Source organism: Arthrobacter sp. GCM10027362, from assembly GCF_042679445.1.
Taxonomy (GTDB): domain Bacteria; phylum Actinomycetota; class Actinomycetes; order Actinomycetales; family Micrococcaceae; genus Crystallibacter.
The window spans coordinates 1-2,629 of the sequence record NZ_JBHTML010000313.1 but is presented as its reverse complement, the minus strand read 5'-3'; the positions used below and the strand labels follow the sequence as shown (position 1 = coordinate 2,629).

General features: G+C 70.0%; 1 protein-coding gene. It reads right to left on the bottom strand.

Annotated features, from left to right (window positions below; translation table 11 throughout):
* Positions 1-3: 3 nt before the first annotated feature.
* The coding region (gene aceE / locus ACFQ36_RS22090) for a pyruvate dehydrogenase (acetyl-transferring), homodimeric type (protein ID WP_377017614.1) at positions 4-2,629 on the bottom strand (2,626 nt) is incomplete at its 5' end.

Below are 2,629 nucleotides of genomic sequence, written 5' to 3'. Positions count from 1 at the left end.
GGGTCAGGACTCGCCGCCGGCGGTGCCGGAGGTGCCGGCGTTGACGTCGTTGAGCTTGTAGCGCTCGAAGGCCTCCTTCGGCGCGTTCTGGTCCACCTCGCCGCGGCGGGCCAGCAGCTGCAGCGCCCGGACCACGATCGAGTGGCTGTCGATCTTGAAGTAGCGCCGTGCCGCGGCCCGGGTGTCGGAGAAGCCGAAGCCGTCCGCGCCCAGGGTGGCGAACTCGTTGGGCACGAACTGGCGGATCTGGTCGGGCACGGCCTTCATGTAGTCGCTGACCGCGACCACGGGGCCGGCGGCATCCTCGAGCTGGCGGGTGATGAACGGCTTGCGGGCCTCGGTCCCGGGATTCAGGAACGACTCCTCCTCGGCGGCCAGGCCGTCGCGGCGCAGCTCGGTCCAGCTGGTCACCGACCACACGGCGGCGGCGACGCCCCACTCCTCGGCCAGGATCTGCTGGGCCTCCAGGGCCCACGGCACGGCGACGCCGGAGGCCAGCAGCTGGGTCTGCGGGCCGTCCGCCTTGGCGGGGGAGAGCCGGTAGATGCCCTTCACCACGCCCTCGGTGTCCAGGTTTTCCGGCTCGGCCGGCTGCACGATCGGCTCGTTGTAGACGGTCAGGTAGTACATCACGTTCGGGTCCGGGTGCTTCCCGCCGTACATCCGCTCCAGGCCGGCGCGGACGATGTGCCCGATCTCGTACCCGTAGGCCGGGTCGTAGGTGACCACCGCCGGGTTGGTGGAGGCCAGCAGCGGCGAGTGGCCGTCGGCGTGCTGCAGGCCCTCCCCGGTGAGCGTGGTCCGCCCGGCCGTGGCGCCGATGACGAAGCCGCGGGCCATCTGGTCCGCCGCCGCCCAGAAGGCATCCCCGGTGCGCTGGAAGCCGAACATCGAGTAGAAGATGTAGATGGGCACCAGCGGCTCGCCGTGCGTGGCGTAGGCGGTGCCGGCGGCGGTCAGCGCGGCGGTGGAGCCGGCCTCGTTGATGCCGGTGTGCAGGATCTGGCCCTGCGGGGACTCCTTGTAGGCCAGGACCAGGTCCCGGTCCACGGACAGGTAGTTCTGGCCCTTGGGGTTGTAGATCTTCGCCGTCGGGAAGAACGAGTCCATGCCGAAGGTCCGGGCCTCGTCCGGGATGATCGGCACCACGCGGGCGCCGAATTCCTTGTCCCGCATCAGGTCCTTGAGCAGGCGCACGAAGGCCATGGTGGTGGCCGCCTGCTGCTTGCCGGAACCGCGCTTGGCCACCTCGTAGGCCTTCTCGTCGGGCAGGTGCAACGGCGTGTGCCTGGTGCGCCGCTCCGGCACGGACCCGCCCAGGGCCGCGCGCCGCTCCAGCAGGTACCTGATCTCCGGGGCGTCCGGGCCCGGGTGGTAGTACGGCGGACGGTACGGGTCCGCCTCCAGCTGCTCGTCGCTGATCGGGATGCGCAGGTGGTCGCGGAAGTCCTTCAGGTCCTGCAGGGTCAGCTTCTTCATCTGGTGGGTCGCGTTGCGGCCCTCGAAGTGCGTGCCCAGGCCGTAGCCCTTGACCGTCTGGGCCAGGATCACCGTCGGCTTGCCCTCGGACTCCACCGCCGCCTTGTAGGCGGCGTAGACCTTGCGGTAGTCGTGCCCGCCGCGCTTGAGGTTCCAGATCTCCTGGTCGCTCAGGTCCGCGACCATGTCCTTGGTCTGCGGGCTCTTGCCGAAGAAGTGCTCGCGCACGAAGCCGCCGGACTCGGCCTTGTAGGTCTGGTAGTCCCCGTCCGGGGTCTCGTTCATGATCCGCACCAGGTCCCCGCCGGCGTCCTTGGCCAGCAGCGCGTCCCACTCCCGGCCCCAGACGACCTTGATCACGTTCCAGCCGGCGCCGCGGAAGAAGGCCTCCAGCTCCTGCATGATCTTGCCGTTGCCGCGCACCGGCCCGTCCAGGCGCTGCAGGTTGCAGTTGATCACGAAGGTCAGGTTGTCCAGCTTCTCGTTCGCCGCCAGCTGCAGGAACCCGCGCGACTCCGGCTCGTCCATCTCCCCGTCGCCCAGGAAGGCCCAGACGTGCTGGTCCGCGGTGTCCTTGATCCCGCGGTTGTGCAGGTAGCGGTTCAGCTGGGCCTGGTAGATCGCGTTGGCCGGGCCGATGCCCATCGAGACGGTGGGAAACTCCCAGAACTCCGGCATGCTGCGCGGATGCGGGTAGGAGGGCAGGGCGTGGCCCTCGCGGGACTTCTCCTGCCGGAACCCGTCCAGGTCCTCCTCGGACAGCCGGCCCTCCAAAAAGGCCCGGGCGTACATGCCCGGGGAGGCGTGGCCCTGGAAGAAGACCTGGTCCCCGCCGCCGGGGTGGTCCTTGCCGCGGAAGAAGTGGTTGAAGCCCACCTCGTACAGGGTCGCCGCCCCCGCATAGGTGGAGATGTGCCCGCCGACGCCGATGTCGGGCCGCTGCGCCCGGTGCACCAGCATCGCGGCGTTCCAGCGCATCCACGCCCGGTAGCGGCGCTCGGTCTCTTCGTCCCCGGGGAACTCCGGTTCCTGGTCCGCCGGGATCGTGTTCACGTAGTCCGTGGTGGTCACCATCGGCACCCCGACGCTCTTCGCGCCGGCCCGCTGCAGGAGCGAACGGACAATGAACTGGGCCCGCCCGGTCCCCCGG